This is a genomic window from Streptomyces sp. NPDC001770 (assembly GCF_053596135.1).
Genome location: NZ_JBSFFN010000032.1, coordinates 47,124 through 71,042 on the forward strand (window position 1 = coordinate 47,124; position 23,919 = coordinate 71,042).

Sequence of the window (23,919 nt, forward strand, 5' to 3'; positions counted from 1 at the left end):
CCTGGCTGTTCTGAGTGGGGTGCTCGCCGGATGCGAGAGTCCGGGCGGGCACCCCACCCCCGCGCGGCCACGGCACGGCGCCTCCGCGTCCGCGAGCCCGGCCCCGCCCGCCAAGCCGCCCACCCTCGCACCGGGCCCCGAAGGCCGCACCCCGGTCTTCGAACGGCGTCCGAAGGGCGGGCCCCTGACGGACGAGAAGGTCGTGGCGCTCACCTTCGACGCCGACATGACGGCCGACGAGGGGGACCGGGCGGCGGCGGGCGAATCGTTCGACAACCCGCCGCTGATCTCGCTGCTGCACCGTCTCAAGGTCGAGTCGACCGTCTTCATGACCGGCCGCTGGGCGGAGGAGTACCCCGACCAGGCCCGGGCGATCGGCACCGACCCGACGTTCGAGATCGCCAACCACTCGTACAGCCACTACGCCTTCACCTCCCCCTGCTACGGCCTGCCGACCGTGGCGAAGGAGGGCATGAAGGACGAGGTGGAGCGTGCGTTCGCCGCCTTCCGCACGGCGGGGGCGCGCAACGTCGTCCCGTACTTCCGCTTCCCCGGCGGCTGTTACGACGACGACGCGCTGCGCGCGCTGGCCCCCGAGAAGGTGACGGCGGTCCAGTGGGACGTGGTCGGGGGCGACGCGTTCGCGACCGACTCGGACGCGGTGGCCCAGCAGGTGCTGGACGGCGTGACTCCCGGCTCGCTGGTGGTCCTGCACTGCACCCGCAGCGCCGCCCCGGCCACGGAGGAGGCGGTACGCCGGATCGTCCCCGAACTCCGGGCACGTGGCTACCGGTTCGTGAAGGTGTCGGAGCTGATGCGGACGGCGGCCGACCCGGGGAACTGACGGGGCGGAGTACGACCGACGGGCGGCCGGGTCCGGGTTCTCCCCGGGCCGGGCCGCCCGCGCTCGTCGGCCTTCCCCCGCCCATCCGGGCTTCCCCCGCCCATCCGGGCTTCCCCCGCCCATCCAGGCTTCCCCCGCCCATCCGGCTCCGATCAGCCGGAGCAGGCGGTCCGCCCGGCCTCCTGCCAGGCGCAGACCGGGCAGAGAGTGGCACCCTTCGTCGACTCCGGGTACTCCGTCGGTTTCTGGCAGAGCACGCACGCGGCGTACGGCTCGCCCGTGTCGGCCGGTACGGCGGGCCCGAGGGCCGGGGCGGGGGTCGCACAGTACGCGTCGTCGTCCATGGTGCCGAGCGTACGACGGCCCCGCGCCCCCCTGCCACGGCCCCCGGAGGCCGCCCGGCTCAGCTGGACGGGGTCTTCTCCGGCTTCAGCTCGCTCGGGCGCACGATGACGAAGCCCTCGCCGTCCAGCCGGAGCTGGACCGCCTCGCCGGAGCCGCCGCGCACCATCGAGCCGAAGCTCTGGGAGCGGTGCAGCGAGGTGGTGAGCTGAGCGCTCCAGCCGACGACGGCGTCCGTGTCGACGCAGACCGGCGCCTGGGGTGTGACGGGTATCACGATCGGGTTGCCCTCGCAGATCAGGCCCAGCTTCCCGTACCCGCTGAAGACGCTGTTGAAGAGGCCGCCACCGGTCATCCCGGCGCCCTTCACCGTCTTGATCTCGTACGCGAGCGTGGAGTCGAAACAGAGGACGTTGCGGCCGTTGATGGTGAGCACGTCGCCCTGCTCGATCTCCACGATGAAACAGTTCTGCGCTTCGTGCGCGAACCACGCCTCGCCCTGCCCCCGGACCGCCATCAGCGGCAGCCCCTCACCGGTGACGGCCCGCTTGAGCATGCCGCCTATCCCCTGGCCCTTCCGCTCGAACTGCAGGTTGCCGCGGAAAGCGATCATCGAGCCCTGGCGGGCGTGCATCTCCCCGTTGACCGCGTACTTGACCGACTTGGCGTTCTGCAGCGTCATACCGGGGACGGTGGCCTGCTGCGCCATGTGCTCACTGGAAAACAGATCGCTCTTCATGCGCCGCATCCTCGCGGGGAACGGCCCACGAAGCCAAGGGGCCCACCGCACGGACGGATGCCCGGCGTGTCCGGGGCGCCTGGCAGACTGGTTCCGTGAGCAGCGACGACATCCCCGCGACGGCCCCGACCTCTCCGGTTCCGGCCTCTCCGGCCTCTCCGGTCGAGCCCGCCGAACCGCTTCCGGCGGACAGCCCGTTCCGGACCGAGCCGACCCCGCGCGACGAGGCGCCGCAGTTCGTACTGCCGCTGGTGGTGCACATCGAGAAGACCGACCCGCCCGCCCGCACGGACGCGCTGCGGACGGCGGCCCGTGCGGTGCTCACCATCCTGGCCGACGACCGCGCGCTCGGCGAGGGCGAGTGGGCGCAGGCGATGCGGGACTGGCAGGACGCCCGGATACGCAAGGTGGTGCGACGGGCCCGCGGCGCGGAGTGGCGCAAGGCGTGCGCGCTGCCCGGGATCACGGTCACCGGGGACGCCGCCGAGGTGCGCGTCTACCCGCCGGTCCCGCTGGACGGCTGGCCCAAGGAGCTGGCGAAGCTCCAGGTCTCCGGCACGGACCTGGACGACCCCGAACCACCGGCCGCGCCGGACACCGCCGGCCCGGTCCTCTGGCTCAACCCGGAGCTCGGCATGTCGGCCGGCAAGACGATGGCGCAGGCCGGCCACGGCGCCCAGCTCGCCTGGTGGGAGCTGACGGACACGGAGCGCAAGACGTGGCAGGAGGCGGGCTTCCCGCTCTCGGTGGCCACCCCGGACCCGGAGACCTGGCGGCGTCTCACCGTGAGCGGACTGCCCGTGGTGCGGGACGCCGGTTTCACCGAGATCGCCCCGGGCTCCTGCACGGTGATCGCGGACCACCCTGCGCTGCGGGCGCGCCTGACGGGCTGACCGGGCGGCGCCGCCCGGCGCGGGCGGGCGGAACCGTACCGCGCGACCGTCCCGCCCCCTCCCGCCGCAACCTCAAATCCTCCTCTGAACGTCTCCCCATCCGGGTTCGCCACCGTGCGCCGGGGTCATCACCTCTCCACGGGCAGCGAACGGATCGCCCGGAGAGGGGGAGCACGATGAGGCTCGGGGTCGGAATCGGCTGGCGTCCGGAGATCGCGGACGCGGTGGAGGCGCTGGAGGGCGTCGAGTGGGTGGAGGCCGTCGCGGAGAACCTCTGCGCGGACCATCTGCCCGACTCGTTGGTACGGCTCCGGGCGCGGGGCGTCACGGTCGTGCCGCACGGGGTGGCGTTGGGGCTCGGCGGTGCGGAGCGCCCCGATCCTCGGCGGCTGGCGGACCTGGCGGCGCGGGTGGAGCTGCTCGGTGCGCCGCTGGTGACGGAGCACGTCGCGTTCGTACGGGCCGGGGGGCCTGCCGCCGGTTCACCCGCGCTGGAGGCGGGCCATCTGCTGCCCGTGCCCAGGACCTGGGACGCCCTGGACGTGCTGTGCGAGAACGTGCGGATAGCCCAGGACGCGCTGCCGGTGCCGCTGGCGCTGGAGAACATCGCGGCGCTGGTCAACTGGCCGGACGAGGAGCTGACGGAGGGCCAGTTCCTGGCCGAGCTGGTCGAGCGGACGGGGGTCCGGCTGCTGATCGACGTGGCCAATCTCCACACCAACCACGTCAACCGGGGCGAGGACCCCGCCGCGGCGCTGGACGAACTGCCGGTGGAGGCCATCGCGTACGTCCATGTGGCGGGCGGCGTCGAGAAGGACGGCGTCTGGCACGACACGCACGCCCATCCGGTGACGGCCCCGGTGCTGGACGTCCTGTCGGAGCTGCGCTCCCGGGTGGACCCGCCCGGGGTGCTGCTGGAACGCGACGACGACTTCCCGCCCGCCGGGGAGCTGGCCGGCGAACTCGCTTTGATCCGTAAGACGTTGGAGGCGGCGCACCGTCCCCGTGCCGGCGCTCCGGTGCGGACGGCGGCGGCCGGGACCAGGGCGACGGCGGCCGGGGCCCGTGAGCGCCTGGCCGGGGCCCAGGCCGGGCTGCTCGCCTCGCTGGTCGCCGGTGCGCCCGTCCCCGCCGGCTTCGACGCGGAGCGGCTGGGCGTACAGAGCCGGGCGCTGGCCGCCAAACGGGCGGGCATCGTCGCGAAGGTGGCGCCGGAGCTGCCGGAAATCCTCAAAACCGGATACCGGGCGGCGTTCCTCCGCTATGCCGAGGGCCGTCCGCCGGCCTCCGGCTACCGCCGTGACGCGCTCGCCTTCGCCGAGTACCTGCTGGTCGCGGGCGAGCCCGCCGACGACGCGGCCCGGCTGCGACTGACCCACTGGTGGCAGGAGCGTGCGGGAGCGCGGCCGCCCCGGCGCACGACCCGGTTCGTCCGTGCGGCGCGAGCCGCGCTCGTCACGTCCACCACCGCACTCAGAGCATCTTCCGGGGGGAACCGATGACCATGAACCTGATCGCCCTGCTGGTGACACTCGCAATCGTGGTCTCCGGCATCCTGCTCCTCTCGGCGCGTGCCCGGAGCGGCCCGCGGGACGCCGCTTCCCGCGCCGCGGTGTACGACGACCACGAGGCGGCCTTCCTCGGCGGGGGTCCGGCAAGGGTCGTGGACACCGCCCTCACCGCCCTGCACACCGATGGGCGCGTCGTGATCGGCGGACCGGGCATCCTCTCCGTGCTGCGGCCGTATGCCCAGGACCCGGTGGAGCGCGCCGTCCTGCACGAGCTGGCGCTCGCCCCGAACGGAGCGCTGCACCTCCTGCGCCTCGCGGTCATGCGCCACCCCGCCGTGCAGGAGATCGGCGACGGGCTGGCGGCCCGGGGACTGCTGGCCCGGCCGGAGGAGCTCCGCAGGCGCCGCCGCTGGGGCGGCCTCCAGAGCGTGGTCTGCCTCGTGCTCTTCCCCGTCTCGCTGATCGCGACCTTCGTCCAGTACGCGACGCTCGACGGCTACGCCGAGATGCCGTTCCCGTTCGTCGTCAAGATGCTGCCCGCGATCTTCTTCGGCGGGGTGACCGGTCTGGTGGCGGCGGTGGGCGCCCGGGCGCGGATCACCAAGGCGGGAATGACCGCGGTGGGGGCGTACCGTGCGGCCCGCGCCGCGGGCGGGACGCCCGCCCAGCTGGTGGCGGCCTACGGTCTCCGGGCGTCGGCGGACCCGGCGCTGCGGGACCAGTTGACGGCCGCCGCGCGGTACGGATCACCCGGGCCGGGCCGCAGGGGCGGGTCATCCTCGGCCCGCCACTACGGGGGCCACGCCACGGGCGTGACGGGGGCCGCGATGGTGCCGGTGGTGTGGTGCGCGGGGGCGGGCCCGGGCGGCGGCTGCGGTTCGGGGTCCGGCTCGGGGCCCGGTTCGAGCTGCGGTGCGGGCGGCGGGTCCAGCTGCGGCGGCGGAGGTTCCAGCTGCGGTGGAGGCGGCTCCAGTTGCGGCGGTGGGTCCAGCTGCGGATCGAGCGGTTCCAGCTGCGGCGGGAGCAGCTCCAGTTGCGGCGGCAGCAGCTCCAGTTGCGGGGGCGGCGGTTCGAGCTGCGGGGGCGGGAGCAGTTGAGCGTGGGGCGAACCGGCCCCTCCCGATCCGAGTCGGCCGCTCGGCTCCGAACCGCCTCCCAGCTCCGGACCGGAGCCCCAGCTCCTGGGCCGGCTGCTCGGCTCCGCACCGCGCCTCAGCCCCGCACCGCCTCCGCGACGCGCCGGGCCGACTCGTCGGGCGTGAGGTGGGTGGTGTCGATGACCTCGGCCTCGCGGTGCAGCCAGGTGCGGGACGCCTCGGCGTACGGCTCCAGGTACTTCAGCCGGAACTCGGAGGGTCCCATGACGGTGTCACCCTCGATGCGCCCGCGCAGGGTCTCCTGGTCGGCGTGGAGGACGAAGTGGCGTACGGGGATGGCGTGGCGGGCGAGCCCCGCGCTGATCTCGCGCCAGTACTCCTCGACCAGCACGGTCATCGGCATCACCAGCGTGCCGCCGGTGTAGTCGAGTACGTGACGGGCGGTCTCGACCACGAGCGGGCGCCACGGCGGCCAGTGCTGGAAGTTGTCCAGCCCGGGCAGTCCGGGCTTGATGTCCATGAGGGTCTCGCCGACCTTCTCGGCGTCGAGCACCCGTGAGTCCGGGATCAGCCGCTGCACGAGGGCGCTGGTCGTCGTCTTGCCCGCACCGTGGGTTCCGTTGAGCCATACGATCATCGGCCCAGGCTACGTCGGCCCACGCGGCCGCGGACGGGAAACGACCACCGCGGACGTCCACTTCGTCCCCTCATCCGTGTCCGTATGGTGAACGAACCGGGGTGCCCTCTCCCCCGCTCGCATAGAAATCACCCATGGTCTGGTTGATATGTCTGTTGATCGCATGGGCTGCGGCGGCCCTCTCCTGCCTGCGGCTCTGCCTCGCCGCCGCCAGGGCCGCCCAGCCGCCGGCCGCCTCCTCCCGCAGGCCGGACCCGGCGCCGTACGACCTGAGCCTGTACGAGACGGCCTTTCTGGCCGGCGGTCCGGAGCGGGTCGCCGATCTGGCGCTGGTCTCCATGCACCTGCGGCGGAGTCTGCTGCTGGCCCACACCGGCTGGGCCACGGTGGTGGACCCCCAGGGCCGGGACGAGGTCGAGCGCACCGTGATCCGGGCCATCGGGCCCGACGGCCAGTCGAGGATCGCGCCGGTGCGGGCCGCCGCCGCGGCGGCGGAGCCGGTACGCGCGCTGGCCGACCGCCTGGTGGCGGCCGGTCTCGCGCTGCCGCACGCGCTGCGCGGCGCGACGGCGGCGGCGCTGGGCGAGGTCAGGCGCGCGGCGGTGCTGATCGTGGTGCTGGCGGCCGCCTCCGTGCTGCTGCCGGGCCGGGCGCACTCGCCGGGTGGGCCGGCGATCGTCTGGTTCGCGCTGCCGCTGGTGCTCGTGGCGGGCTGCCTGCTCATCGTGCGGATCGAGAACCATCCGTACAGTCCGTGGGCCTCCCCCGCCGGGCAGATGTGGCTCGACTCGATGCGGGCGTCCGGCCCTGGGCGCGGCGCTCAGCGCCACCTGCCGGCCGCCGTCGCCGTGCGCGGCCTGCGCGCCGTGCAGGACCCCCTGCTCCGCGCCGCGCTGACGGGCCGTCGTACGAGAGGCCCGGGGCACGCCCACTGACACCGGGTGCGCCGGTCCGTCACGCGGGACACGCTCCCGCACGCCGTCCGCCGGTCCTTTACTCCACCGCCGCGCGCGCCCGACGATCCTCTTCCGCCCCTCAGGACACCTCGCGGGGCAAGGACGAAGGGACCGACCGGTGAGAGCATTCACGCGGTACGCGACGGCCGGGGCGATGGTCCTCGCCTCGCTGCCCGCCGCCGCATCCGCCACGACCGCGCCCTCGGTCACCGGGGCGTCGGCCCGGGCGGACGTCACGGTGCCCGAGCCGTGGGGGACGGTGATCGCCGCCGGACGGGCGGGGAAACGGGGGATCGCCTTCGGCGACTGCCCGGAGGACGAGATGCTCCCCGAGTCGCTGCGGTGCGGGACCTTCACCGTGCCGGTCGACTACGCGCACCCCTTCGGGCCGCAGATCGAACTCGCCGTCAGCCGGCGGGCCGCCACCGGCGACGCGGCCGAGCGCCAGGGCGCGCTGGTCTACGACCCGGGCGGCCCGGGGGCCGCGAGCATCACGTTCCCGCTGGTCGGCGAGTGGGCGGCCTGGCGGAAGACCGCCCGCGCCTACGACCTGGTCGGTTATGCCCCGCGCGGCGTCGCCCCGTCGCCCGCGCTCTCCTGCCGCCGCCCCGAAGAGGCGGCCGGGACGCCCACGGACTCGCCGCAGCAGCCCTCGTACGCGTACAAGCGGGAACGGATCGTCCTCGCTACGGCCTACACCCACGGGTGCGTGCGCGCCGCCGGTCCGGCGCTTGGCCACTACTCCTCCCTCGACGGCGCCCGCGACCTGGACGTGCTGCGGGCCGCGCTGGGCGAGCCGCGGCTGACCTTCATGGGCACGGACCAGGGCGCGTACGCCGGGGCGCTGTACGCGACACTGTTCCCCTCGCACGTACGCCGGATGGTCTTCGACTCGCCGCTCGACCCGGACCCCCGGCGGGTCGGCTACCGGGCGGGGCTGGCCCGCTCGCGGGCCCTGGAGTCCCGCTTCGGGGACTTCCTGTCCTGGGTCGCCCGCCACGACGACGTGTACGGCCTGGGCACGACCGCCGACGCGGTGCGCGGGCGGTACGACCGGCTGCGGACCGAGGTGTCGCGGAACCCGGCGGGCGGCACGGTCGGGACCGCCCGGCTCCAGGCGGCCTTCCTGAACGCCGCGTACTACGACGACTACTGGGCGATGCGGGCGTCGGCCCTGGCCGCGTACGCGAAGGGCGACCCGGAGCCGCTGGTCACGCAGGCGTCCCCCCGGCCGTACACGGCGAAGGGCGACGAGAACGCCGACGCGGTCCGCACGGCGGTGGAGTGCAACGACGGGGTGTGGCCCGCCGACTGGCGCGTCTGGGACCGCGACCACACCAGGGCGGCCCTCCGGGCCCCGTTCGCCGCCTGGGCGGGCGCCTGGGCGAACCTGCCGTGCGCCTCCTGGCCGGGACCCCGGCAGGACCCGCCCGACGTACGGACCGGGCGCGGCCGACTCCCGCCGGTGCTGGTCCTCGCGGCGGAGCGCGACGGGGTGACGCCGTACGCGGGCGCGGTGGAACTGCGGCGGCGGCTGAGCGGGGCGGTACTGGTCACCGAGCGGGACGCGGGCTCGCACGGCATCGGCGGAGCCGACAACGCGTGCGTCAACGCCCACCTGGAGACCTACCTGCTGACGGGCCGGGTACCCGCGCGGGACGCCGAGTGCGCCCCGCACCGCGAGCCCAACGCGCTCTCGCTGAACCGGGCCGTCCCCCGGGGCACCGGTCCGCAACGCATCCTGCGGGGCGACCCGGCCCCCTGAGAGCACCGCGCGGGGCGGCGGCTCAGCCGGGGTGCGCCAGCTCGGCGGCGTACGGCGGCTGGGCACCCGCCACCGCGCAGGTGCGGGCGGCGACCTCGGCGGCGAACTCCATCGCGCTCCGCAGCGCGGGTGCGGTCAGGCCGTCGAGCCGCCCGCCCAGCAGCCCGTCCGCCGCGAGGCGGTGCAGCAGCCCGGCGGTGAAGGCGTCCCCGGCGCCGATCGTGTCGACCACGTCCACCACGGGCGCGGACACCCGGACGTCGAGGTCACGGGTGCGGGCGAGGGCGCCGTCGCCGCCGAGGGTCACCACCGCGAGCCCGGCGCCCGCCGCGAGCAGCCGGCCGGCGGCCTCGTCCGGCCCGGCCCCCGGCATCAGCAGCTCCACGTCGTCGGCGCTGACGCGGACGATGTCGGCCAGGGCGCACCAGTGCGGCAGCCGGGAGCGCAGCCGCTCCACGTCGACCAGGGTGGGGCGCACATTGGGGTCGACGCAGACGGTGGACGTGTGCCGGGCGTGTTCGAGGGCGGCTTCGATCGCGGCGGCGCCCGGGGGGAGCGCGAGGGCGAGGCTGCCGGTGTGGACGCAGGCGGAGAGCGGTTCGGCCGCCAGGGCCGCGGTGAGCTCGGCGGGCGTCCACTGCCAGTCCGCGGTGGCCTCGGCGTAGAAGTCGTAGGAGGCGCCTCCGGACTCGTCGATCCGGGCGAGGGCGAGGGTCGCGGGGCGGGCGCTGGTGACCGAGGGGGCGAGGTCGACGCCGGAGGAGGCGAGCCGCTCGCGCAGCAGGGTGCCGAGCGGGCCCTTCGAGAGGCGGCCTGCGAAGCGGGTGGGGGTGCCGAGCCGGGCGAGCGCGACGGCGGTGTTGGCCGGGCCGCCGCCCGCGTGGACGGTCATCGGGGTCGATCCGTCCGGTGCGGTCGTCCCGAGGAAGGCGTCGGCGACGGCCTCACCGATGACGGTGACGGGCACAGGAGACGGAACGGGAGGGGGCGTCATGACCGGGCCTCGGGCTTTCTTCTGGGGCGGCCCGGGAGGCGGTCGCGCCGCCGCGCCCCGGAACCTCGCGGAGAGATACGGACGCGGGCCCTGGGTCCCGGGGCGTGCGGGGTCACGAGGACCACGCACGCCCCGGAAGGACGCCGGTGCGGCACGCAGGCTGCGAGCCGCACCCGGAGCCGGACCCGGTGTCGCTGGAGCGGCTGTCCGTGACGCTGGACGCGTCCGGACGCCGTCTGATCTTCCGGGTCGGGGGTGGCCGGGAAACGCCGGCATTGCGAGTCGGGCCACCAGGTGTGCGGGTGGCCGGCGGTCTTCCGGGAGGGCCCCCGGGAGAACGCCGACCAGAGGACCCTACGCGAGTCCCGCGACGAGGTCGGCGACCGCCTTGCGGCGACCGGTGTAGAACGGCACCTCTTCGCGCACGTGCAGCCGTGCCTCGGAGGCCCGCAGATGGCGCATCAGGTCGACGATGCGGTAGAGCTCGTCGGCCTCGAAGGCGAGGAGCCACTCGTAGTCGCCGAGCGAGAACGACGCCACGGTGTTTGCGCGGACGTCCGGGAAACCGCGGGCCATCCTGCCGTGGTCGGCGAGCATCCGGCGGCGGTCCTCGTCGGGCAGCAGGTACCAGTCGTAGCTGCGCACGAACGGGTAGACGCTGACGTAGTCGCGCGGCGTCTCGTCCGCCAGGAAGGCCGGGATGTGCGACTTGTTGAACTCGGCGGGGCGGTGCAGCGCCATGTTCGACCAGACCGGCTCCAGCGCGCGGCCCAGCTTGGTGCGCCGGAAGAGGTTGTACGCCTCCTGGAGCTCGTCCGAGGTCTCGGCGTGCCACCAGATCATCAGGTCGGCGTCGGCGCGCAGACCGGAGAGGTCGTAGGTGCCCCGGACGGTGATGTCCTTGGCGGCGAGCTGGTCGAACAGCTCCTGGACCTCGTCGGCGTAGCCCGCGCGGTCGTCCGGCAGCACGTCGCGCAGCTTGAAGACGGACCACAGGGTGTAGCGGATGACCTCGTTGAGGTCCTTGGCCTTCTTACCGGCGTTCGGGATCTTCTCAGGCGCACTCATACGGCTATTGTCCCGCCTCGTCTTCCGTGCCCCGAACCAGGGTCGGCGTGGCGATGATCTCCCCCGCGATCTTCCCGGTGGTCTTCCCCCGTGAGCTCCCGCGCCGTGCCCGTGACGACGGCCCCCGTCACGGCCGGCCCGTCAGCTCGGCCGCGACCTCGTCGGCGGCGCGCTGCGCGCTCCCGACGCAGGCGGGGATGCCGACGCCGTCGTAGACCGCGCCGCAGACCCGCAGGGCGGGCAGCTTCGCGACCTCACCCCGGATGCGGTCGACCTTGGAGAGGTGGCCGACCGGGTACTGCGGGAGCCCGCCGATCCACCGGGTGACCGTGGTACCGACCGGTGCGGCGGTGAGGCCGGTGGCGGCGGCGAGGTCGCGCCGGGAGACCGCGGCGAGTTCGTCGTCCTCACGGTGCAGGTGGTCCTCGTCGCCGTACCGGCCGACCGAGGTACGGAGCACGAAGAGGCCGGGGTCCGCGTCGGCGACCCACTGCCACTTGTTGCTGGAGAAGGTGGCGGCCTTGATCGTACGGCCGTCGACCGGGGGCACCAGGAAGCCGGAGCGTCCGCGCAGGGCCTCCACCGCCTCGGTGTCCTCGCGCCGGAACGCCATGGTGATCAGGGCCATCGAGGCGTACTCGACGCCCGCGAGTTCGGCGGAGGCCGCCGGGGACTCGGCGGCCAGCAGGGTGGAGGCGGACCAGGCGGGGGTGGCGAGGACGACGCCGTCGGCGGCGATCACCCCGGTCTCCGTACGGACGTCCCAGCCGGCCCCGGTACGGGACAGGCCGAGCACCGGGGTCGCGGTGAGGATCTCGCCGCCCTGAGCCCGTACGGTGTCGGCCACCGCGTCCGGCAGGGTGCCGAGGCCGCCGGCGATGCCCTGGAAGACGGGGCCGCCCGCCTGCTGCGCGGCGGCCCGTTCCTGGACCCGGCGCACCCCGTCGAGCAGCGGGCCGCCCTGCCGGGCGATGTCGAAGAGCTGCGGTACGGCGGCCCGCAGGGAGATCCGGTAGGCGTCGCCCGCGTACACCCCGCCGAGCAGCGGTTCCACGAGACGGTCGACGACCTCGCGGCCGAGCCGGTCGGCGACGTACGCGCCGACCGCGACGTCGTCGCCGACGGCGGTCGCGGTCAGCTCGCGTTCCTGGGCGATCCGGGCGATGCCCTCGGGCGAGAGCACCTCGCGCAGCGCCTCCGGGTCGCCCGGGACGCCCATCACGTGGCCCTTGGGCATCGGGCGGAGCGCGTCGCGGGTCCAGAGGGAGGCGGCGGCCGTGGCGGGCGGCTGGAGGCGGTCGCCGAGTCCGGCGGCGCGGGCCAGGCCGACCGCTTCGGGGCGCCTGGCGAGCATCGATTCGGCGCCGAGGTCGACCTGGACGCCTGCGACCTCGCCGGTCATGAGCTTCCCGCCGAGCCGTGCCGAGGCCTCCAGGAGAGTGACCCGTACCCCGCTGCCGAGCAGCCGGTGGGCGGCGGCCAGTCCGGCGATCCCTCCGCCGATGACGACGACGTGCGGCGTGGACGCGTGCGCGTGCTGTTCAGAACCCTGCATGGGTCCACTCTCTCAAACCCGGAACGAGTCCCGACCGTGACTGCTTCGAAACCGCTACCGGGAAACCTGCCGAGCGGCCGGTACGTCCAAGGGCACACATCGACTCACCAGCTGGGGGGACCAGTTATGCAGTCCACGGAGAGAACTCGGCGACGTCCGGAGCGCCCGCGCCTTCGCACCCGGGGGGCGGGGCTCGCGGCCGGGGCGCTCGTCGTCCTGCTCGCGGTGGCCGGGTGCGGCGCGAACGACGGCGGCGGCACGAGCGAGTCCGCCTCCGACAGCAAGGCGGCCGGCGTGCGGGCCGAGGGCAGCGGGGCGGAGATCGCGGACGGCTCGGGGACGTCGGGCGGCACGGGCCCCGCTGCGGGCGGGAAGGCGGACGGAAAGGCGGCGGACAAGGTCACGGCGACCGCCGCCCACGTCATCCGCACCACGGAGATGTCCATCGAGGTGAAGAGCGTCCCGAAGGCGGTCGCCGCGGCCCGGTCCGCCGCCGAGGGCAGCGGCGGACTGGTGGAGAGCGAGTCGACCGAGCGGGTGGACGACGTCCACGACGCCTCGCACCTCGTGCTGCGCGTTCCGGAGGACCGGTACGAGGACGTGCTGAAGCGGCTGACCGGCGCGGGCAGGCTGCTGTCGCGCACCTCGGAGGCCAAGGACGTCACCGACCAGGTCGTGGACGTGGAGAGCCGTGTCGCGACCCAGCGCGCGAGCGTCGACCGGGTGCGCGCCCTGATGGAGAAGGCGGAACGGATCAGCGACGTCGTCGCCCTGGAAGGCGAGTTGAGCAGCCGTCAGGCGGACCTGGAGTCCCTGCTGGCGCAGCGGGCGAGCCTGGCCGACCGCACCTCGCTGGCGACGATCACCCTGGATCTCAACGAGCCGGACACCTCCGCCGCGGCCGACGACGACGATCCCGGTTTCTGGGACGCGGTGACCGGTGGGTGGGACGCGTTCGTCACGACGCTCCGGTGGATCGCGATGGCGATCGGCGCCACCGCCCCGTTCCTGGCGGCCGTCGCCCTGCTCCTGGTGGTCTGGCGGATGGCGGTGCGCCGTCGCCGCGTCCCGGAGGCCGTCGCCCCCGCCGTCGCGGACGGACGGGAGGAGCGCGAGGAGGTGGGCACGGCACCCGCTCCCTGAGGACCGCCGGGGGGAACGCCGGGAAACCCGCGAAACGCCGCTAGCGTGGTCGGTCGGCACACTGCGGCGAAGGGACCTGGCATGACGGAGCGACTGGTGGTCATCGGGGGCGACGCGGCGGGCATGTCCGCCGCGTCGCAGGCCCGCAGGCTGAAGAAGCCCGAGGAGCTGAGCATCGTGGCCTTCGAGCGCGGCCACTTCTCCTCGTACTCCGCCTGCGGCATCCCGTACTGGGTGGGCGGGGACGTGGCGGAGCGGGACGACCTGATCGCCCGTACGCCCGAGGAGCACCGGGCCCGCGGCATCGATCTGCGCACCCGCACCGAGGTGACGCAGATCGACGTGGCGGGCCGGCGGGTGCGGGCGGTGGACCTGGAGACCGGCGCCTCGTCCTGGACCGGCTACGACAAGCTGGTGATCGGCACCGGGGCCCGGCCGGTGCGCCCGGCGCTGCCCGGCATCGACGCTCCGGGCGTGCACGGGGTGCAGACGCTGGACGACGGCCAGGCGCTGCTGGACTCGCTGGACCGGGTGGGCACGGGCCGGCGGCGCGCGGTGGTGGTGGGCGCGGGGTACATCGGCGTCGAGATGGCCGAGGCCATGCTGAACCGCGGTTTCGAGGTGACCGTGCTGAACCGGGGCGAGCAGCCGATGGCCACCCTCGACCCGGACATGGGGCGCCTGGTGCACGGGGCGATGGACGGCCTCGGCATCACGACGGTGAACCGCGCGGCGGTCACCGGGATCCGCACCGGTCCCGACGGCCGGGTGTCCGGGGTGGTGACCGGGGCGGAGACGTACCCGGCGGACGTGGTGGTGCTCGGCATCGGTGTGGAGCCGGAGACCACGCTCGCCCGTGCGGCCGGGCTGCCGCTCGGGCCGCACGGCGGTCTGCTGACGGACCTGTCGATGCGGGTGGTCGGCCACGAGGACATCTGGGCGGGCGGCGACTGCGTGGAGGTGCTGGACCTGGTGGCGAAGCGCACCCGGCACATCGCGCTCGGCACCCACGCCAACAAGCACGGCCAGGTCATCGGCGCCAATGTCGGCGGCGGTTACGGGACGTTTCCGGGCGTGGTCGGTACAGCGGTGAGCAAGGTCTGCGACCTGGAGATCGCCCGGACCGGGCTGCGGGAGAAGGACGCCCGGGCGGTCGGGCTGCGGTTCGTGACGGCCACGATCGAGTCGACGGGCCGGGCCGGCTACTACCCGGGCGCCGCGCCCATGACGGTGAAGATGCTCGCCGAGTACCGCACCGGCCGGCTGCTGGGCGTGCAGATCGTGGGCCGTGACGGCGCGGCGAAGCGGGTGGACATCGCGGCGGTGGCGCTGACCGCCGGGATGACGGTGGAGGAGATGACCGCGCTCGACCTGGGGTACGCCCCGCCGTTCTCCCCCGTCTGGGACCCGGTCCTGGTGGCCGCCCGCAAGGCCGGCACGGCGGTACGGGCGGCGGGCTCGGCCTGAGCGGCGGGGCCGGGCCGCCCGCTGCGCGCGGGTGGCCCGGCGCGGGTCAGCGCGCGGTCTGCTCGTGGACGTGGCCGACGAGCCGGGTGAGGGCGTCCGGGTCCATCGACGGCATGACGCCGTGGCCGAGGTTGAAGATGTGTCCCTCCAGGCCGGAGGCCGCGTCCAGCACCTCGCGGGTCTTCTCCTCGACCGTGGCGGTCGGGGCGAAAAGCACCGCCGGGTCCAGGTTGCCCTGGAGCGCCTTGCCGGGGCCGACGCGGCGGGCGGCCTCGTCCAGGGAGACGCGCCAGTCGACGCCGACGACGTCCGCGCCTGCCTCGCCCATGAGGCCCAGCAGTTCGCCGGTGCCCACGCCGAAGTGGATGCGCGGGACGCCGTAGGAGGCGACCGCGTCGAAGACCTTGGCGGAGGCGGGCAGCACGGAGCGGCGGTAGTCGGCGGGGGACAGCGCGCCGACCCAGGAGTCGAAGACCTGCACGGCCGAGGCGCCCGCCTCGATCTGGACCTTCAGGAAGGCGCCGGTGATCTCCGCGAGCCGGTCCACGAGGTCGGCCCAGAGCTGCGGGTCGCCGTACATCATGGCCTTGGTGTGCTCGTGGTTGCGGGAGGGACCGCCCTCCACGAGGTAGCTGGCGAGCGTGAACGGGGCGCCCGCGAAGCCGATGAGCGGGGTCTCGCCGAGCTCGGCGGTGAGCATGCGGACGGCCTCGGTGACGTACGGGACGTCCTCGGGCGTCAGATCGCGCAGCCGGGCCAGGTCGGCGCGGGTGCGGATCGGGTCGGCGATCACCGGTCCGACGCCGGGCTTGATGTCCAGGTCGATGCCGATGGCCTTGAGCGGGACGACGATGTCGCTGTAGTAGACGGCGGCGTCGACCTTGTGGCGGCGCACGGGCTGCAGCGTGATCTCGGTGACCAGCTCCGGCATCGTGCAGGAGTCGAGCATCGCGATGCCCTCGCGGACCTTCAGGTACTCCGGCAGCGACCGGCCCGCCTGGCGCATGAACCAGACCGGGGTGTGCGGCACGGGTTCACGTCGGCACGCCTTCAGGAACGCCGAGTCGTGGGTGGCGGAGGTCGTCGTCAGCTGGCCCGAGGGGCGGTCATTGGCACTCACGCACAGAATCTTCGCACGAAGCCCCAAGGTGCACGGTCCCACCAGGGTGTCTCTCCCTGCGCGCGGCCCGCGTTCCGCCTACTCTTCCCCGCATGGCTCCGGCGCAGGAACAGTTCTCCGATCATTCCGACCCCGCTTCCCGGAAGGACGGTGCGGAGAGCAAACCCACTCCGCCCGGGTTCCGGTCGGCGGTCGAGGCGCTGCGCTCGGCGCGGCTCCGTCCCGAGCTGGAGATCGAGGCGACCAGGCCGCCGCAGCGGCTTGCCCCGCACGCCTACGCCCTGGAGGCGGCGGTCGTGGACGGCGAGGAGGACCTCGCGGACGGGCGCCTGGTGCTGCTGCACGACCCGGCCGGCCACGACGCCTGGCAGGGAACGTTTCGCCTGGTGACGCTCGTACGGGCGGAGCTGGAACCGGAGATGGCCGCCGACCCGCTGCTGCCCGAGGTGTGCTGGTCCTGGCTGACGGGCGCCCTGGAGGCGCGCGGACTCGCCTACGGGTCGGCGGGCGGCACGGTCACCCGGGCGGGGTCGCACTACTTCGGCGAACTGGGCAGCCGCCGTCCCGCGACCCAGATCGAGATCCGCGCGTCCTGGACGCCCGGCGAAGGGCCGGGCGGGGTCCCGGACACGGCGGGGCACCTGACGGCCTGGGGCGACCTGCTCTGCCAGATCGCGGGCCTGCCGCCGTCCGGTCCGGCCGACGCGACGGTGGTCACCCTGCCGCAGCGGCGGGGGCCGCAGGCCTAGGGCGTGCTGTAGAAGTCCCGCCTGCGGGGCGGCGCCTGGATCGCGCTGGGCCCGCGGGGGCCTGATCCAGCGCGACCCGCACGGAGGACCCGGGTGGCCGGTCCCGGGTGGATCACGTTCGCGCACAACGGACTACGCAGACCGCGCGACGCACACTGCCCGACGCTCTCCGACCGGGTCGGCCGACCGCCGGCCCGATGGTCGTACAATCGATCGCGCGTCCGATTTGTCCGAATTGTTACTCACCAAATCGTGATCTTCCTCTAAAGGAGGACGGGTCTGCTGCCGAAGAGGTCAATGACCCTTCAAGCACGGTTCGCCCCGGCTTCATCCCCGAGCCGGCCCGTCCCGCCACTCCCCCAGGAGGCCTGGTGTCCGTTCTCCTAGAGCAGCCCGCAAGCCTGGTCGCCTACCGCCCGAACAAGCCGACGGCCATGGTCGTCGTGGCCGACCCGCGCGTCCGTTCCACCGTGACCCGCCATCTGTGGGCCCTCGGAGTTCGTGACGTCATCGAGGCGTCGTCCATCGCGGAGGCCCGCCCCCGCGTCGGCAACCCGCGCGACATCTGCGTTGCCGACGTCCACCTGCCCGACGGTTCCGGGCTGACCCTGCTGTCCGAGACCCGAGCCGCAGGCTGGCCGAACGGTCTCGCCCTCTCCGCCGCCGACGACATCGGTGCCGTACGCAACGCCCTCGCGGGCGGCGTCAAGGGCTACGTCGTCACCGGCACCCGTACCAACATCGGCCACCCCAACCGACCCGGCGTCGCCCCCATCGGCGCCAACGCCGCCCGTATGCACCGCCGGCCTCCCGGCTCCCCGAGCCACCCGGGCGGCTACCGCGAACTGTCCGGCCGTGAGGTGGAGGTGCTCCGCCTGGTCGCCGAAGGCCAGTCCAACAAGGCCATCGGCGTCTCGATGGGCCTCTCCGCCCTCACGGTCAAGTCCCACCTCGCCCGCATCGCCCGCAAGCTCGGCACCGGAGACCGCGCCGGAATGGTCGCCGTCGCCCTGCGGACCGGCATCATCCACTGACCATCCCCACCGGCGCCCGCACCGGCGGGAATGCCGAATCCGGCCGGTTTACGCGCCCGACACCCGACGACGGAACGTTCCGTCGTCGGGTGTCGCGCATACACGGATACCCTTGACGGGTGACCGACGCCCAAGAGACCGCAGCAGACACGACACTGCGAACCACCGGGGGCGCTCCCCCGGACGACGTCGCCCCGGCGCCGATCCCCTTGCTGGAACCGCGCGAGGGCATTCCACCGGTGGTGGCGGACGACGACGCCCTCGCACAGGTGATCGCCGCCTTCGCCGCCGGCAGCGGCCCGGTGGCCGTCGACGCCGAGCGCGCCTCCGGCTACCGCTACGGCCAGCGCGCCTATCTCGTGCAGCTGCGCCGCGAGGGTGCGGGCAGCGCCCTGGTCGACCCCGTCGGCTGCCCCGACCTGTCCGGTCTCGGCGAGGCCCTGACCGGCACCGAGTGGATCCTGCACGCCGCCACGCAGGACCTTCCCTGCCTGCGCGAAATAGGCATGCTCCCCACGTCCCTCTTCGACACCGAGCTCGCCGGCCGCCTGGCCGGGTTCCCCCGGGTCGGCCTGGGCGCGATGGTCGAGAACGTCCTGGGGTACGCCCTGGAGAAGGGCCACTCGGCCGTCGACTGGTCCACCCGGCCGCTCCCCGACCCGTGGCTGCGCTACGCGGCGCTCGACGTCGAGCTCCTGATCGACCTGCGGGACGCCCTGGAGAAGGAGCTGGACCGCCAGGGGAAGCTGGAATGGGCCCGCGAGGAGTTCGACGCGATCGCGTCGGCGCCGCCCGCCCCGCCGCGCAAGGACCCGTGGCGCCGGACCTCGGGCATGCACAAGGTGCGCAGGCGCCGGCAGCTGGCCGTCGTACGGGAGCTGTGGGAGACCCGCGACCGGATCGCCCAGCGGCGCGACGTCTCCCCCGGCAAGGTGCTCGGCGACGGGGCGATCGTGGAGGCCGCGCTCTCGCTGCCCGCCAACGTCCAGGCGCTGTCCGCGCTGCCCGGTTTCGGGCACCGGGTGAACCGGCGCCAGCTGGAGCAATGGCAGGCCGCCGTGGACCGCGCCAAGGCGCTGCCGGAGTCCGAGCTGCCGCAGCCCGGCCAGCAGCTCGCGGGCCCGCCGCCGCCGCGCGCCTGGGCGGACAAGGACCCCGCGGCGGCGGACCGGCTCTCGGCCGCCCGCGCCGCCGTCTCCGAGCTCGCCGAGCGGCTGCACCTGCCGCCGGAGAACCTCATCACCCCGGACACCGTGCGCCGGGTCTGCTGGGAGCCGCCGAAGAGTGCCACCCCGGGCGCGGTCGAGGACCTGCTCGCGGGGTACGGCGCACGGAGCTGGCAGATCGGTCTTGTGGCCCCGCTGCTGCTGGACGCGCTGAACACCAGCCCGGCTTCCTGACACCCGGGTACGACGCCCCTCCGGCGGCGGTCCCGCGCCTCCCGGCACACGGGGCGCCCCCGCACCGCACGACGGCACCTGGCTCCTGACACCCGACACCCCCGGTCACCGGATTTCACGGCCGACCGGGGGTGTCGTCGTATCCGGGGGCGGGGCGCCGGTCGCGTACCGCGAGGATCGAAATCGCGCCAGGTTGCGGCCTGTACGAAGCCCTGAGCACGTGTGACCTTCGACGCTCCGGCCGCAGGGGGTGGGCAGTCTGGTTACCCGCGAGTAGCATGAGGGCGGGCGGCACGCTTCCGGGCGTGCCCCGCAGCAGTGCCATCCCGCACCCTGGAGGAGAGCCATCGTGCCTCGTACCATCCGGGACGTCGTCTTCGTCGACGGCGTCCGCACCCCGTTCGGCAAAGCGGGCCCGAAGGGCATCTACCACGAGACCCGCGCCGACGATCTCGTCGTGAAGGCCATCCGGGAGCTGCTGCGCCGCAACCCGGACCTGGACCCCGCGAGGATCGACGAGGTCGCCATCGCCGCGACGACCCAGATCGGTGACCAGGGCCTCACCCTCGGCCGGACCGCCGGAATCCTGGCCGGTCTGCCGCAGTCCGTCCCCGGCTACTCGATCGACCGCATGTGCGCGGGCGCGCTGACCGCCGTCACCACGACGGCCGGTTCCATCGCCTTCGGCGCCTACGACGTCGTCGTCGCCGGCGGTGTCGAGCACATGGGCCGCCACCCGATGGGCGAGGGCGTGGACCCGAACCCGCGCTTCGTCTCGGAGAAGCTGGTCGACGAGTCCGCCCTCTTCATGGGGATGACCGCCGAGAACCTGCACGACCGCTACCCGCAGATCACCAAGGAGCGCGCCGACGCCTACGCCGTGCGCTCGCAGGAGAAGGCCGCCAAGGCGTACGCCAACGGCAAGATCCAGCAGGACCTGGTGCCGGTCTCGGTGCGCCGCACCAACGCCGAGGCCGGCGAGACCGGCTGGGGTCTGGTCACCGCCGACGAGCCGATGCGCCCGGGCACCACGATGGAGTCCCTCGCGGGCCTCAAGACCCCGTTCCGCCCGCACGGCCGCGTCACGGCCGGCAACGCGGCGGGGCTCAACGACGGCGCGACCGCCTCGCTGCTCGCCGCCGAGGACGTCGCCCGCGAGCTGGGCCTGCCGGTCCGGATGCGTCTCGTCTCGTACGCCTTCGCCGGCGTCGAGCCGGAGGTCATGGGCTACGGCCCGATCCCGGCGACCGAGAAGGCGCTGGCCAAGGCCGGTCTGGCCATCGGTGACATCGGTCTCTTCGAGATCAACGAGGCGTTCGCGGTGCAGGTCCTCGCCCTGCTCGACCACTACGGCATCGCCGACGACGACCCGCGCGTCAACCAGTACGGCGGCGCGATCGCGTACGGCCACCCGCTCGCCTCCTCCGGCGTCCGTCTGATGACGCAGCTGGCCCGCCAGTTCGAGGAGCAGCCGGAGGTCCGCTACGGCATCACCACGATGTGCGTGGGCTTCGGCATGGGCGCCACGGTCATCTGGGAGAACCCGCACTTCGACGCCGACGGAGGCACCAAGTGAGCTCCACCACCGAGCTGCTGAAGGGAGCGGCCGAGCTGTTCCCGGGCGAGGTCGTCACCCAGGCGCACGTGCGCCACCTCGACCTCCCGGCGGGTGCGGGCCGGTTCGCCCTCATCACGCTGGACAACGGCCTGGACCACACCAAGCCGACCACCTTCGGCCCGCAGTCGCTGGCCAACCTGGACGAGGCGATCGACCAGGTCGAAAAGGAGGCGTCCGAGGGTTCGATCGTCGGCGTCGGCATCACCGGCAAGCCGTTCATCTTCGCCGTGGGCGCCGACCTCAAGGGCCTCGAAGTCCTCAGGACCCACGAGGACGCGGTGCGGATCGGCACGAGCGGCCACGACGTCTTCCGCCGTCTCTCCGGCCTCGCGGTCCCGACCTTCGCGTACTACAACGGCGCGGCGATGGGCGGCGGGGTCGAGGTCGGCCTGCACTGCTCGTACCGCACCGTCTCCAAGGCGCTCCCCGCCTTCTCGCTGCCCGAGGTCTTCCTCGGTCTGGTGCCCGGCTGGGGCGGCTGCGTGCTGCTGCCGAACCTGATCGGCGCCGACCGCGCGGTCTCGGTGATCATCGAGAACTCGCTGAACCAGAACCGCCAGCTCAAGGGCGCGCAGGTCTTCGAGCTCGGTATCGCCGACGCGCTCTTCGAGGGTGCGGACTTCCTGGAGCGGTCGCTCGTGTGGACGGCCGGCGTCCTCAACGGCGAGATCGCCGTCGAGCGCGCCGCGATCGACCGCGGTGACGCCTGGGACCAGGCCGTCGCGCGCGGCCGGGCCATCGCCGACTCCAAGGTGCACGGCGCGGCCCCTGCCGCCTACCGCGCGCTGGAGATCATCGCCGCCGCCAAGGACGGTGACCTGGGCGCCGGCTTCGACGCCGAGAGCCAGGCGCTCGCCGACCTGATCATGAGCGGTGAGCTGCGCTCCGGTCTGTACGCCTTCAACCTGGTGCAGAAGCGCGCCAAGCGTCCGGCCGGCGCTCCGGACAAGAGCCTGGCCCGTCCGGTCACCAAGGTCGGTGTCGTCGGCGCCGGCCTGATGGCCAGCCAGCTCGCGCTGCTCTTCCTGCGCCGTCTGGAAGTACCGGTCGTCCTCACGGACATCGACCAGGCGCGCGTCGACAAGGGTGTGGGTTACGTCCACGCCGAGATCGACAAGCTGCTCGGCAAGGGCCGCATCAACCAGGACAAGGCCAACCGCCTCAAGGCCCTGGTGACCGGTGTGCTGGACAAGGCGGAGGGCTTCTCCGACGCCGACTTCATCATCGAGGCCGTCTTCGAGGAGATCGGCGTCAAGCAGCAGGTGTTCGCGGAGGTCGAGGCGGTCGCCCCGGCGCACGCGATCCTCGCCACCAACACCTCCTCGCTCTCGGTCACCGAGATGGCGTCGAAGCTGAAGAACCCGGAGCGGGTCGTCGGCTTCCACTTCTTCAACCCGGTCGCGATCCTCCCGCTGCTGGAGATCGTGCGCGGCGAGCAGACGGACGACGCCGCGCTGGCGACGGCGTTCGGCGTGGCCCGGAAGCTGAAGAAGACCGCGGTGCTGGTGAAGGACGCCCCGGCGTTCGTCGTCAACCGCATCCTCACCCGCTTCATGGGCGAGATCCAGAACGTCATCGACGAGGGCACCCCGGTCGCCGTCGCCGAGCGCGCCGTCGAGCCGCTCGGTCTGCCGATGTCGCCGCTGGTCCTGCTGGAGCTGGTGGGCCCGGCGATCGGTCTGCACGTCTCCGAGACGCTGCACCGCGCGTTCCCGGAGCGCTTCACCGTCTCGGCGAACCTCGCGGCGGTCGTCAAGGCCGGCAAGCGCGGCTTCTACGTCTACGACTCCGGCAAGCCGGAGCTGGACCCCGAGGTCGCCGCCCTCCTGGAACAGGGCGACTCCGTCCTGACCGAGGAGCAGACTCGTGACCGCGTCCTGGACGCGGTGGCCGAGGAGATCGGCCTGATGCTCGACGAGGGCGTCGTCGCCGAGGCGCAGGACATCGACCTCTGCCTGATCACGGGCGCGGGCTGGCCGTTCCACCTGGGCGGCATCACCCCGTACCTGGACCGCGCGGGCGTCTCCGCGCGCGTGAACGGCAAGCCGTTCCTGGCGCCGGGCGTGGCGAGCGTACCGGCGTAACACCCGGGGCCGGACAACACCCGGCTGTCGTGGACGGGCCGTGCGGAGGACTCCTCCGTACGGCCCGTTTTCGTACCGCCGGTCTGCGCGCGGCCCGTCCGCCGCGCGGCCGCGGCGCAACGCGCCGTGCGTGCGGGGGCGTGCGTGCGGGGCCGTCAGCCGCGCGGTACCCAGGCGGCTCCCAGGATGCCCGGGGTGCCTCCCAGGTCGCCCACGTGGACCGTGACGCGGCCCGAACTCAGGCGACCGTCGCCCGCGTCCAGCACGTAGTCGAACCAGTCGTATCCGACGTGGCCTCGGTGCGGGCTGTAGCTGACCGCGCCGTCGCCGTCGACGCTGGTCACTCCGTGCCGTGCCGGGCCCACTCCGACCAGCTTCACCGTCTCGTCCCAGACGTCGGCGAGGCCGTTCAGCACACCCCGTTGCCCCGGCATCACGACCATGCTCCGCCCCAGCGGCGGCAGGGAGGCGATGCGGAATCCGTGGTTCTTCAGCGAGAACGTGGTGGACGTGAGGCCCGTGCCACCGTCCGCGATGATCCCCGCCCGCAGGACGGGGACGAGGAAGGCGTCGGGCGCGACGTGCCTGTTCACCTCCAGGGTGAACCTGGCCACCCGCTCGGTCCCCGGACCGGTGGAGGTGGCGTACCGGTCGCCGGACGGCAGGAGACTCATCCCGGCCATGCCGTCGATGGTCGCGACCCGCGCGAACGAGTCGGCCATGAGGTAGCCGTAGTAACGCGTCCCCTCGCCCAGCGGCGTGAGCTTCCACTCGAAGTCGATCCGCTGCCCCGGGCGGACGGGCCGACGGGGATCGGCGTTCGCGGCGAGTTCCAGGTGGCAGACGATCGAGGGGTCGTCCTTCTGGACGCTGCGCATGCGTGCGACGGAGAAGGTGTTCACG

21 protein-coding genes are annotated in these 23,919 nt (G+C 73.7%); 13 read left to right on the forward strand and 8 right to left on the reverse strand.

The window, feature by feature from the left end; translation table 11 throughout:
- The first annotated feature begins 19 nt into the window (after window positions 1-19).
- Complete coding sequence (locus tag ACWCSV_RS25710; protein WP_451145995.1) at window positions 20-844, forward strand: polysaccharide deacetylase family protein; 825 nt, start codon at window positions 20-22, stop codon at window positions 842-844.
- Window positions 845-996: 152 nt separating this feature from the next.
- Here the strand turns inward: ACWCSV_RS25710 and ACWCSV_RS25715 are convergent, their stop codons facing one another.
- Window positions 997-1,188 carry a hypothetical protein gene (locus tag ACWCSV_RS25715; RefSeq protein ID WP_451145997.1) on the reverse strand — a complete coding sequence of 64 codons (192 nt, stop codon included), beginning with the start codon at window positions 1,186-1,188 and terminating at the stop codon, window positions 997-999.
- Between the two features lie 59 nt (window positions 1,189-1,247).
- On the reverse strand, window positions 1,248-1,925 hold the full coding sequence (locus tag ACWCSV_RS25720) for an AIM24 family protein (RefSeq protein WP_451145999.1): 678 nt from the start codon (window positions 1,923-1,925) through the stop codon (window positions 1,248-1,250).
- 95 nt (window positions 1,926-2,020) lie between these two features.
- On the opposite strand from ACWCSV_RS25720, the gene ACWCSV_RS25725 reads away from it, so the two are divergent.
- The 3 genes from ACWCSV_RS25725 to ACWCSV_RS25735 all read left to right on the forward strand — a co-directional run bounded on the left by ACWCSV_RS25725 (window position 2,021) and on the right by ACWCSV_RS25735 (window position 5,426).
- Entirely contained in the window at window positions 2,021-2,818 is a 798-nt protein-coding gene (locus ACWCSV_RS25725; RefSeq protein ID WP_451146001.1) for a peptidyl-tRNA hydrolase, read from the forward strand.
- A 176-nt stretch (window positions 2,819-2,994) separates the two neighbouring features.
- Entirely contained in the window at window positions 2,995-4,320 is a 1,326-nt protein-coding gene (locus ACWCSV_RS25730) for a DUF692 domain-containing protein (RefSeq protein ID WP_451146003.1), read from the forward strand.
- Between the two features lie 2 nt (window positions 4,321-4,322).
- On the forward strand, window positions 4,323-5,426 hold the full coding sequence (locus tag ACWCSV_RS25735) for a TIGR04222 domain-containing membrane protein (protein WP_451146086.1): 1,104 nt from the start codon (window positions 4,323-4,325) through the stop codon (window positions 5,424-5,426).
- A gap of 115 nt (window positions 5,427-5,541) precedes the next feature.
- Here ACWCSV_RS25735 and ACWCSV_RS25740 read toward each other — a convergent pair whose 3' ends face one another.
- Window positions 5,542-6,063, reverse strand: a complete 522-nt coding sequence (locus ACWCSV_RS25740; RefSeq protein WP_451146005.1) for an AAA family ATPase — start codon at window positions 6,061-6,063, stop codon at window positions 5,542-5,544.
- Between the two features lie 134 nt (window positions 6,064-6,197).
- Between ACWCSV_RS25740 and ACWCSV_RS25745 the strand changes: the two genes are divergently transcribed.
- Together ACWCSV_RS25745 and ACWCSV_RS25750 are read left to right on the forward strand one after the other, a co-directional pair.
- The gene (locus ACWCSV_RS25745; protein ID WP_451146007.1) at window positions 6,198-6,998 is read left to right on the forward strand and encodes a TIGR04222 domain-containing membrane protein; all 801 of its coding nucleotides are present in this window, start codon (window positions 6,198-6,200) and stop codon (window positions 6,996-6,998) included.
- 139 nt (window positions 6,999-7,137) lie between these two features.
- Window positions 7,138-8,784, forward strand: a complete 1,647-nt coding sequence (locus tag ACWCSV_RS25750) for an alpha/beta fold hydrolase (protein ID WP_451146009.1) — start codon at window positions 7,138-7,140, stop codon at window positions 8,782-8,784.
- A 22-nt stretch (window positions 8,785-8,806) separates the two neighbouring features.
- On the opposite strand, the gene ACWCSV_RS25755 is transcribed toward ACWCSV_RS25750, so the two are convergent.
- The 3 genes from ACWCSV_RS25755 to hemG form a co-directional block, all read right to left on the reverse strand.
- The gene (locus ACWCSV_RS25755; protein WP_451146011.1) at window positions 8,807-9,778 is read right to left on the reverse strand and encodes a carbohydrate kinase family protein; all 972 of its coding nucleotides are present in this window, start codon (window positions 9,776-9,778) and stop codon (window positions 8,807-8,809) included.
- A 354-nt stretch (window positions 9,779-10,132) separates the two neighbouring features.
- Window positions 10,133-10,846, reverse strand: a complete 714-nt coding sequence (gene hemQ / locus ACWCSV_RS25760; protein WP_451146013.1) for a hydrogen peroxide-dependent heme synthase — start codon at window positions 10,844-10,846, stop codon at window positions 10,133-10,135.
- Window positions 10,847-10,973: 127 nt separating this feature from the next.
- A complete protein-coding gene (gene hemG / locus ACWCSV_RS25765; RefSeq protein WP_451146015.1) occupies window positions 10,974-12,401 on the reverse strand; it encodes a protoporphyrinogen oxidase in 1,428 nt (475 codons plus the stop codon).
- A gap of 126 nt (window positions 12,402-12,527) precedes the next feature.
- Here hemG and ACWCSV_RS25770 point away from each other — a divergent pair, with 126 nt between their 5' ends.
- Window positions 12,528-13,544: a DUF4349 domain-containing protein gene (locus tag ACWCSV_RS25770; protein WP_451146017.1), complete on the forward strand. Its 1,017-nt coding sequence runs from the start codon at window positions 12,528-12,530 to the stop codon at window positions 13,542-13,544.
- An 81-nt stretch (window positions 13,545-13,625) separates the two neighbouring features.
- Entirely contained in the window at window positions 13,626-15,011 is a 1,386-nt protein-coding gene (locus ACWCSV_RS25775; protein ID WP_451146019.1) for an FAD-dependent oxidoreductase, read from the forward strand.
- Window positions 15,012-15,057: 46 nt separating this feature from the next.
- On the opposite strand, the gene hemE is transcribed toward ACWCSV_RS25775, so the two are convergent.
- Window positions 15,058-16,131: a uroporphyrinogen decarboxylase gene (hemE, locus tag ACWCSV_RS25780; RefSeq protein ID WP_451146021.1), complete on the reverse strand. Its 1,074-nt coding sequence runs from the start codon at window positions 16,129-16,131 to the stop codon at window positions 15,058-15,060.
- Between the two features lie 92 nt (window positions 16,132-16,223).
- Between hemE and ACWCSV_RS25785 the strand changes: the two genes are divergently transcribed.
- The 5 genes from ACWCSV_RS25785 (at window position 16,224) to ACWCSV_RS25805 (ending at window position 23,016) form a co-directional block, all read left to right on the forward strand.
- Window positions 16,224-16,880: a DUF3000 domain-containing protein gene (locus tag ACWCSV_RS25785; protein ID WP_451146023.1), complete on the forward strand. Its 657-nt coding sequence runs from the start codon at window positions 16,224-16,226 to the stop codon at window positions 16,878-16,880.
- A 371-nt stretch (window positions 16,881-17,251) separates the two neighbouring features.
- Complete coding sequence (locus ACWCSV_RS25790) at window positions 17,252-17,914, forward strand: helix-turn-helix transcriptional regulator (protein WP_266710186.1); 663 nt, start codon at window positions 17,252-17,254, stop codon at window positions 17,912-17,914.
- Window positions 17,915-18,033: 119 nt separating this feature from the next.
- On the forward strand, window positions 18,034-19,314 hold the full coding sequence (locus ACWCSV_RS25795) for a ribonuclease D (protein WP_451146026.1): 1,281 nt from the start codon (window positions 18,034-18,036) through the stop codon (window positions 19,312-19,314).
- A gap of 349 nt (window positions 19,315-19,663) precedes the next feature.
- Window positions 19,664-20,890 (forward strand): thiolase family protein, encoded by a 1,227-nt coding sequence (locus tag ACWCSV_RS25800; RefSeq protein WP_451146028.1) that lies wholly within the window; start codon window positions 19,664-19,666, stop codon window positions 20,888-20,890.
- Window positions 20,887-23,016 carry a 3-hydroxyacyl-CoA dehydrogenase NAD-binding domain-containing protein gene (locus ACWCSV_RS25805; RefSeq protein WP_451146030.1) on the forward strand — a complete coding sequence of 710 codons (2,130 nt, stop codon included), beginning with the start codon at window positions 20,887-20,889 and terminating at the stop codon, window positions 23,014-23,016. The genes ACWCSV_RS25800 and ACWCSV_RS25805 overlap by 4 nt, the downstream gene beginning before the upstream one ends.
- 155 nt (window positions 23,017-23,171) lie before the next feature.
- Here the strand turns inward: ACWCSV_RS25805 and ACWCSV_RS25810 are convergent, their stop codons facing one another.
- The gene (locus ACWCSV_RS25810) at window positions 23,172-23,918 is read right to left on the reverse strand and encodes an Ig-like domain-containing protein (RefSeq protein ID WP_451146032.1); all 747 of its coding nucleotides are present in this window, start codon (window positions 23,916-23,918) and stop codon (window positions 23,172-23,174) included.
- Window position 23,919 lies beyond the last annotated feature (1 nt).

Bases quoted from the DNA above. Each gene is read 5' to 3' on its own strand.
- hemQ (WP_451146013.1), bottom strand. From the start codon at position 10,846: ATGAGTGCGCCTGAGAAGATCCCGAACGCCGGTAAGAAGGCCAAGGAC.
- ACWCSV_RS25775 (WP_451146019.1), top strand. From the start codon at position 13,626: ATGACGGAGCGACTGGTGGTCATCGGGGGCGACGCGGCGGGCATGTCC.
- ACWCSV_RS25715 (WP_451145997.1), bottom strand. From the start codon at position 1,188: ATGGACGACGACGCGTACTGTGCGACCCCCGCCCCGGCCCTCGGGCCC.
- ACWCSV_RS25785 (WP_451146023.1), top strand. From the start codon at position 16,224: ATGGCTCCGGCGCAGGAACAGTTCTCCGATCATTCCGACCCCGCTTCC.
- ACWCSV_RS25755 (WP_451146011.1), bottom strand. From the start codon at position 9,778: ATGACGCCCCCTCCCGTTCCGTCTCCTGTGCCCGTCACCGTCATCGGT.
- ACWCSV_RS25720 (WP_451145999.1), bottom strand. From the start codon at position 1,925: ATGAAGAGCGATCTGTTTTCCAGTGAGCACATGGCGCAGCAGGCCACC.
- ACWCSV_RS25745 (WP_451146007.1), top strand. From the start codon at position 6,198: ATGGTCTGGTTGATATGTCTGTTGATCGCATGGGCTGCGGCGGCCCTC.
- ACWCSV_RS25770 (WP_451146017.1), top strand. From the start codon at position 12,528: ATGCAGTCCACGGAGAGAACTCGGCGACGTCCGGAGCGCCCGCGCCTT.
- ACWCSV_RS25740 (WP_451146005.1), bottom strand. From the start codon at position 6,063: ATGATCGTATGGCTCAACGGAACCCACGGTGCGGGCAAGACGACGACC.
- ACWCSV_RS25730 (WP_451146003.1), top strand. From the start codon at position 2,995: ATGAGGCTCGGGGTCGGAATCGGCTGGCGTCCGGAGATCGCGGACGCG.
- ACWCSV_RS25735 (WP_451146086.1), top strand. From the start codon at position 4,323: ATGAACCTGATCGCCCTGCTGGTGACACTCGCAATCGTGGTCTCCGGC.
- hemG (WP_451146015.1), bottom strand. From the start codon at position 12,401: ATGCAGGGTTCTGAACAGCACGCGCACGCGTCCACGCCGCACGTCGTC.